The 7,502-nt window shown below is 44.9% G+C and carries 8 protein-coding genes; 2 read left to right on the top strand and 6 right to left on the bottom strand.

Translation table 11 applies throughout. The annotated features are described in order from the left end of the window. The 3 genes from A3KS_RS0105520 to A3KS_RS0105510 all read right to left on the bottom strand — a co-directional run. On the bottom strand, positions 1–1,539 hold a 1,539-nt coding region (locus A3KS_RS0105520), incomplete at its 3' end, for a NuoF family protein (protein ID WP_026394065.1). Then, positions 1,536–2,120 (bottom strand): NADH-quinone oxidoreductase subunit NuoE, encoded by a 585-nt coding sequence (gene nuoE, locus A3KS_RS20205; RefSeq protein ID WP_051355683.1) that lies wholly within the window; start codon positions 2,118–2,120, stop codon positions 1,536–1,538. The genes nuoE and A3KS_RS0105520, both read right to left, overlap by 4 nt. Positions 2,121–2,453: 333 nt before the next feature. Next, entirely contained in the window at positions 2,454–3,374 is a 921-nt protein-coding gene (locus A3KS_RS0105510) for a hypothetical protein (RefSeq protein WP_051355681.1), read from the bottom strand. A gap of 428 nt (positions 3,375–3,802) precedes the next feature. Between A3KS_RS0105510 and A3KS_RS0105505 the strand changes: the two genes are divergently transcribed. Together A3KS_RS0105505 and A3KS_RS0105500 are read left to right on the top strand one after the other, a co-directional pair. Beyond that, on the top strand, positions 3,803–4,141 hold the full coding sequence (locus tag A3KS_RS0105505) for a winged helix-turn-helix transcriptional regulator (RefSeq protein WP_026394063.1): 339 nt from the start codon (positions 3,803–3,805) through the stop codon (positions 4,139–4,141). A gap of 453 nt (positions 4,142–4,594) precedes the next feature. Next, the gene (locus A3KS_RS0105500; RefSeq protein WP_026394062.1) at positions 4,595–5,152 is read left to right on the top strand and encodes an NADPH-dependent FMN reductase; all 558 of its coding nucleotides are present in this window, start codon (positions 4,595–4,597) and stop codon (positions 5,150–5,152) included. A gap of 63 nt (positions 5,153–5,215) precedes the next feature. Here A3KS_RS0105500 and A3KS_RS22385 read toward each other — a convergent pair whose 3' ends face one another. The 3 genes from A3KS_RS22385 to A3KS_RS0105485 are packed head-to-tail and all read right to left on the bottom strand — an operon-like array spanning position 5,216 to position 7,500. Next, positions 5,216–5,905, bottom strand: a complete 690-nt coding sequence (locus tag A3KS_RS22385) for a metallophosphoesterase (protein WP_026394061.1) — start codon at positions 5,903–5,905, stop codon at positions 5,216–5,218. 20 nt (positions 5,906–5,925) lie between these two features. Next, the gene (locus A3KS_RS22380) at positions 5,926–6,507 is read right to left on the bottom strand and encodes a metallophosphoesterase family protein (RefSeq protein ID WP_026394060.1); all 582 of its coding nucleotides are present in this window, start codon (positions 6,505–6,507) and stop codon (positions 5,926–5,928) included. After that, positions 6,508–7,500: a zinc-binding dehydrogenase gene (locus A3KS_RS0105485; RefSeq protein WP_051355680.1), complete on the bottom strand. Its 993-nt coding sequence runs from the start codon at positions 7,498–7,500 to the stop codon at positions 6,508–6,510. Between the last annotated feature and the right edge of the window lie 2 nt (positions 7,501–7,502).

The raw sequence follows: 7,502 nt of genomic DNA, 5'->3' as shown, positions 1-7,502 counted from the left end.
GTAAATATGATCTTCATATTCGTTACGGAAATATTTGATGGTGGTCAGTACCGGGTTGGGAGCGGTCTGACCGAGGCCGCATAGGGAACCGTCTTTGATCTTGTAACACAGTTCTTCGAGCAGTTCAATGTCGCCGTCCCGGCCTTCGCCCCGGGTAATCCGGTTGAGGATTTCGAGCATTCGGGTGGTGCCGACGCGGCAGTAGGTACATTTACCACAGGATTCTTTACAGGTGAAGTCGAGGAAGAACCGGGCCATGTCAACCATACAGGTGGTTTCGTCCATGACGACCATTCCGCCGGAGCCCATGATGGCACCGGTTTTGGTGATTTCGGCGTAGTCGATCGGGGTACCTAAAAGACTGGCGGGGATACAGCCGCCGGAGGGACCGCCCATCTGCACGGCTTTAAAGGCTTTGTCGGCTTTGATGCCGCCGCCGATGTCAAAAATAACATCGTGTAGGGTCAGGCCCATGGGGATCTCCACCAGACCGCCTTTTTTGACCTTGCCGGTGAGGGCAAAGACTTTGGTGCCTTTGCTCTCGGCGGTGCCGAGGGCGGCATAGGCGTCGCCGCCGTTACGGAAGATCCAGGGGACGTTGGCGAAGGTTTCGACGTTGTTGATGTTGGTGGGTTTGTTCCAGTAACCTTTCTGGGCCGGGAAGGGTGGTTTTAACCGCGGCATCCCCCGCTCTCCTTCCAGAGAAGCGATCAGAGCGGTTTCTTCGCCGCAGACGAAGGCGCCGGCACCGGCTTTGATACGCAGATCAAAGTTAAATCCAGTTTCAAAAAGATTGTCTCCCAAAAAGCCTTTTTCCCGGGCTTGGTCAATGGCGTTCTGCAAACGCACGATCGCCAGAGGGTACTCAGCCCGGACGTAGATGATCCCTTCGCTGGCGCCGATGGCTTTGGCGCCGATTAGCATTCCTTCAATCAGGGCATGGGGATCGCTTTCGAGAACGGAGCGGTCCATAAAGGCACCAGGGTCACCTTCGTCAGCATTACAGACCATATATTTGGTGGTCCCGGGCGATTTTTTTGCGGCGTCCCATTTGAACCAGGTCGGAAAGCCGGCGCCGCCCCGACCTTTTAAGCCGGCGACTTTGACGGTTTCGATAATCGCGTCGGGAGTCATTTCAGTCAGGCATTTTTTGGCGGCCAGGTAACCGTCAACGGCCAGATAATCGTCAATCTGTTCGGGATCGATGATCCCGGAGTTTCGCAGGACAATCCGTTTCTGTTTCCCGATCATGGTGAGATCTTCCTGAGAGATCTGTAAATCCGCCAGTTCTTTTTGGGCGACGACATAGTCGTCAATGATCCGCCTGGCATCTTCGGTGGTGACATTGACAAAGGTGATCTTCTTGCCGGCATCGTCAACTACGTCAACGATCGGTTCGAGGTAACAGGTGCCAATACAGCCGGTTTGTTCGACTGACAGATTTAAACCTTTTTCGGCAATGATGGCTTCAAAGGCGGTCTGGACTTTGTGGGCACCGGCGGCGATGCCGCAGCTGCCTGATCCGATTACGATTTTCATGCGGTCACCTCCTGGGCGCTTGTCTCTAAACCAATGGCATCACTCTTGGCAGCTTCTTTTAACTCGGCCAGAATATGGGTNACCTTGTCNCGGGTCAGCTGACCGTAGGTNTCGTCGTTGATCATCATNACCGGNGATAAGCTGCAGCANCCCAGACANGCCACGTTGTTNAGGGTGAACAGTCCGTCGGAGGTGGTTTCGCCTTCTTTGATGTCGAGGTAGTCCATCACGGCTTCTTCGACCTGTTTGGAGCCGTTGACGTGACAGGCGGTGCCCTGACAGAGCATGATCAGGTATTTCCCCACCGGTTCAAAGCGGAATTGGGTATAGAAGGTGGCCACCCCGTAAACCTTGGCAATGCTGGTGTGGGTTTCCAGGGCAATATGGCGCATCAGCTCAACAGATAAAAAACCGTAAAGCTCCTGGGCTTTCTGAAGGATCGTGATCAAACTTCCGGGGATGTCGGCATAGCGATCTAGTACCGGGTTTAGTTCCTCAAAGGGATTTGGCTGATCACCGTGACAACCGCAGCCGCAACCGGGTTCATGATGGTGGTGATGTTCGTGTGTTTCTTGACTCATTTCGGGATAACTCCTTTCAGTGAAAAAGGCCTTACAGGCATAATGCAAGGCTGGGTAGATAAACAATACATACAAGTACCTCCTCAAATAATTGCAATCTTCGAAATAGGCAACCATTTTTTGAAACCTATGATTTGATTATATTCCTAAGTGTAATCCTTTAACAATGATTCAAACAGGTGATGATTTCATTGCATTTCTACCCTTTTTGGACAGTCACTTTTATATTAATGAAGAATACCATCCCAACTTACGTTAAACGAAAGACGGGATGGTATTCATAAATGTATCTTTCAGTCAGACTGATCCCAAGTATCTAGTTCAACTGATTATTTATTTTTGATATAAGAATCCGGCGGTCATGTCCAGATAATTTGCTCCGGCATAATCCGGGAAGGCCTTGGACATGGCTTCTGTAAATATTTTAGCATCAGCTGAACTTTTGGCCAGTTCTTTAGCTTTTTCAATGTAGGCAATCTTGGCTACCACAGCTGCCTGGGTTTCAGGAGCAGCATGACTGGAGAGAATTAAATCATAACCCTTGGACTGATACTCGTTCAGGGTTGCGATGGTAGCATCCATCATCTCATTGCTGACCAGGATTGAATGGACTTTTTCACCCAACATGTGAGTATAGACGGCGTTCATCTCTGGGATTTCAATGGTATAGGTATCGCCGTTGTCGGTGATCATAAACTCAGTTCCAGCAATGGTTTGGGAACCAGCAGATAAAATCTTAGTTATTTTGGCCACATTGCTGTCAAAGGCTGTACCAATAGACTGTGCAAGCCCTTGCATGGTAGCCAGAGTCGCACCGCCCTCAATGGCAGCTTTGGCGTTTTCGGTGGCATAAACGTTCATCCCAGTAAGATAATCTCCGCCGGTATTATGATTGTCAATCAGAATATCATTCATCGGTTTGTTCAGACTTTTTATGTAGTCTTTCCATTCATTTAAATTGTCAGTAAAAGCCGGAATTTCAATTCCCACCAGATTGTCCTTATTTTCGACAATATAACATTCATCATTTAAGGCATCATTAGTAGCATAAGCGTGTAACTTGACATCGCCGAAATCATAAACCTGAACCTTGCCAATTTTTAGTGGCACTTCTATAACCGTAGCTTCTTTTTTTGTCTCCTCCGTGGTTGTTGAAGAGCTCTTGTCAGTGCTGTTTGCGGCATTGCTCCCACAACCAGCAACTGTCAGCATTAAAAATGATACAATCAGTGTCAATACAATCGTTTTTTTCATTTTCTTTTCCCTTTCTTTATTCAAAAATTAACGTGACTTTTAGAAAAAATACTCAGATCATATCTGTCGATTTTTTCCGTAATAGCTTATTTAACAAGCATTCATACTTTTTTGATCTCCCTTCTCTTTATTCAATTTACCCTCTTGTAAATTCTTTCAGGTTTGTAAAGCTTGTCAATTCATTTTAATTCAGCTGTACCGCTTTGAAAAGTAGGCACCTTTTTATTAGATAGTTGCCTATTTGTAACTATCGGACATACGGATAACCTCGATTTACGGTTTGATCGTTTTTGAACCTCTATATTAAAATATTAAAGCAGCAACTATTTATAAACACCGATTTGTGTTGACCCTTTCAGCATATTACACTATAATTCGAATATAACAATCGTTTTTATACTAACGTATTTTAAATTTGGAGGGTTATAATGTTAACAAAAGAAGAGTTACCGGCCTGTCCGGTTGCCACCATGGTGGAATTGATCGGAAATAAATGGAAACTGCTGATTATTAGAAATTTACTTGTTAGGGAATATCGTTTTGGCGAGCTGAGAAACGGCGTCCCAGGGATCAGCCAGAAAGTCCTGACGGACAACCTACGGGCTCTTGAAGCCGACGGACTGATTGTACGAACCGTTTATCCGGAAGTTCCGCCCCGGGTGGAATATTCCCTAAGCGATCTGGGCAACTCCCTGCGTCCGCTCTTTAAATCCATGGAAGACTGGGGCAACAGTTACAAGGAGTATGTTTCTTCAAGTACTAATTAATCATTCTTTTTCCAAAAGCGAAGTAACTGGACATAGCAGGTGTCCGGTTACTTCGCTTTTTGTGTTATTTATTTTTGTTTTATGGCTATATTTTTGCGCTCTAATCACGTCTCGAACAATTCAAACACTGCGCTGATCACACCAGTTTCTTTAATAAACAATTTAACAATTTTCCACCTTCATTTAAAAGTGACCGATAAGTCATTGTTGACCAATTGGTTATTGACTTATCGGTCATTTGTTGTTATACTTCACATTATTAAGCATCTTGCGTTGCACCACAAATGAACCCGCGGCTATAAAGAAAAAAGTAGCGAATATCGGCGGCCGCCAGTATTCTTTTTAAACACATTTATAATCATTTTTTATTTTATTTGTTTTATAACAAAATTTACGGGTAAAATATTATTAAATACATTTAATAATATTTATAAAAATTCTAGGAGGATTAAGATGACAAAAATCGGTATTATATTAGGAAGCACCCGACCGGGACGAAATGGCGAAGCTGTTGCAAAATGGGTTTATGAACTGGCACAGAAACGTGATGATGCTACATTTGAGTTAGTTGATGTGGCGGATTATGATTTGCCACTTTACGACGAGCCGTTTCCGGCAATGATGCAACAGTATACCAAAGATCATACCAAAGTATGGTCAAATAAAATCAAGGAATTTGATGCCTATATATTTGTAACGGCCGAGTATAATCACAGTATTCCCGGTGCGCTAAAAAATGCCATTGATTATTTGAATATTGAATGGAAAAATAAGGCTGCCGGATTTGTCAGTTACGGCAGTGCCGGTGGATCTCGCGCAGTTGAACATCTCAGACTTGTTGCCGCAGAACTTCATATTAATGATGTTCGAGCCCAAGTAATGCTATCGCTTTTTACTGATTTCGAAAATATGAGTACCTTTACTCCCGACCCACGCCACGAGGGCACACTTAACGATGTCTTTGATCAGGTAATCGCCTCGAGTAATTCGTTAAAAACAATACAGAATTAACAAAAATTAAAATTAGATTCACAAAACAAACGACTAAGTAGTGATATTTAGTCGTTTGTTATTTCAGCATTTTTTCGGTTCTTCTTTCAGCATACTTTCAATATACATGGTTTCGAAACTGGCGGGCATTTTTTGCTGCCATAATTTGTAGTTCAGATCCTGTTTGTATTTTTCTATTTTCACGGCATCAAGCTGGTCGCTGAAATAATCGAGATTCAGCATGGTGGCATAAACAGCCATCCCCTTCTTGGTTTCGTCCGGTAGGTAAAGCGTTCCCAACACATCATAAAACTTTTTATAACTGTTGTCATAAAAAAACTGATGTGAATCGCTGCCATAATCCACCGAGTTGGTGGTATAGCTGACTTTTTTGGTACTATCCAGCTCCACCAGGGCATAGAGATTGGGCCAAACCGCCAGGGATCCAGTAGCGCAATCGTAAAGAGTATTGTCATCTAAATTGTTATTGACGTCGCTATCGTTACTGGCAATATTCTGGATATGCATATGGCCACTTAAATTCAGATTGACCTGGTATTTTTCATATAATGCTGTCAGTTCCTGACCATTTTCGATGGTATAGAGTTCTGAAAAAGCCGGGTTATGGGGCAGCAGATTCTGGTGGGTAACACTGAGCACCGTTATACTTCTGCTCTGGGCTTCTTTCAGGCAATCTTCAATCCAACTCAGTGTACCGTCCTTGACCCTGCCCAGATCAGAGGTGGTGCTGTTGTACTGGCTGGCATCGATCATTATGAGCCAGATATCATTGGTCAGGGCAGCCAGATATCATTGGTCAGGGCAGCCAGATAACTTAAGGAACTGCCATCCCGGGAAATTGCTTTGTCATAACCAAAAGAACCATAAATTTGGGCAAAGCTTTGGGGGCTGATTGAAGCCGTCTTTTTGATCTCAGTATCGGAAATGGCATAAGCTTGAGTACTATTGATATCGTGATTGCCGGGAATTACCAGCACCGGTATGCCCGCCGCTTCAATCTGCTTTAAATACTCTGCCATTTCGACATGGCTGGCTTGTTCCCCATTTAAGGTCAGATCTCCGCTGATTACCACGGCATCCGGCTGTTTGATCTCCACTTCTTTGACAAAGGCCGCTATGATCTGAGGACTGTTCTTGACATCTTTTCCATCACTATTATTTATTATTTCTGTAAATTTGGCGCCGTAATCTGTGAGCGTTGGCGAATAATAATGGGGATCCGAAATGGCCATAATGCTTGCGGGGCTGTTGTTTGGTTTTAAGTTCTTGGAAACATCATTGAAGGTGGTGGCGCATCCTCCACTCACTAAAGCTGTCATAATCATCAACCCGGCGATTTGGCATTTTCGTTTCATTTAATCAACCTGATCCGCTGTAGTTCTGATGACGATCTTGCCCTGGGCTTGATTATTCTCCATCATTTCATGAGCCGCTGCGATCTCATCCAGTGTAAAAACGGCACCGATAATAGTGGCGAGCTGATATTCTTCGATCCGTTTAAAAATATCATCGATCACTTCTTGGGTGGGATAATTGCTGTAAAAAGAGCTTAAATAAATGCCATTGGGAATGCTTTTGATCAGATCAAAGCTACTGGTGGGATTACCGCCAAGCTGTCCAGTTGAACAAATGATACCATGTTTTTTTAGTAGTTTTGTAGTCTCGGGGATGGCCCTGACCCCGACCAGTTCCAGCACCTTTGTTACGCCATCAGGAAAAACATCGCGGATTCGTTTGGACAGCATTTCATCATCCAGCACCGCAAAATCTGCGCCGACTTCTTTAAGAAAGTCCAGCCGTTCTTTTTTTCGGGAAGTTCCGATAACCGTGCATCCAGTCGTTTTGGCCAGCTGGATAGCTGCCAGCCCCAGCGCACTGGTTGCGCCGTGGATTAGTAAGCGGTCATTTTGACCAAGCTGCAGGCACTCAAACAAGGAGCCATGGGCGGTAAAAAACGTTTCCGGAATGGCTGCAAGTTTTGTCCATTCCAAATTTGTCTTTGCTAAAAACACATGGGTCACCGGGAGCAGCGCATATTCGGCATAGCTGCCGTCAAAACTCCGACCCATCCCGCCCATTAAAGCCACCACGCGGTCATTAACCGCAAACTGACTATCTGAAGGATCAACAATTTCGCCCACGCATTCAATTCCCGGGATAATCGGTAGCTGAATATATGAAGAATCGGCTTCGTATTGGCGCAGCGTCAGCTCCGCCCGATTTAAACCAAAGGCTCTTATTTTGACCAGAACCCAACCGGGTTTGACAACTGGCACATCGACCTGGCTAAGTTGTAATACAGCCGGGCCTCCGGTGCCATTTAATAATACGGCTTTCATCTTTTTCATAC

The sequence above is a fragment of the Acetobacterium malicum subsp. dehalogenans DSM 11527 genome, assembly GCF_000472665.1.
Classification (GTDB): Bacteria; Bacillota; Clostridia; order Eubacteriales; family Eubacteriaceae; genus Acetobacterium; species Acetobacterium malicum.
The sequence above is the reverse complement of the archived record's forward strand: the minus strand, read 5'-3'. Positions and strand labels throughout refer to the sequence as shown.

Coding starts and splice junctions, on each gene's coding strand:
- A3KS_RS0105510 (WP_051355681.1), bottom strand. CDS start 3,374: ATGAAAAAAACGATTGTATTGACACTGATTGTATCATTTTTAATGCTG.
- A3KS_RS0105505 (WP_026394063.1), top strand. CDS start 3,803: ATGTTAACAAAAGAAGAGTTACCGGCCTGTCCGGTTGCCACCATGGTG.
- A3KS_RS0105500 (WP_026394062.1), top strand. CDS start 4,595: ATGACAAAAATCGGTATTATATTAGGAAGCACCCGACCGGGACGAAAT.
- A3KS_RS22385 (WP_026394061.1), bottom strand. CDS start 5,905: ATGATCGATGCCAGCCAGTACAACAGCACCACCTCTGATCTGGGCAGG.
- A3KS_RS22380 (WP_026394060.1), bottom strand. CDS start 6,507: ATGAAACGAAAATGCCAAATCGCCGGGTTGATGATTATGACAGCTTTA.
- A3KS_RS0105485 (WP_051355680.1), bottom strand. CDS start 7,500: ATGAAAAAGATGAAAGCCGTATTATTAAATGGCACCGGAGGCCCGGCT.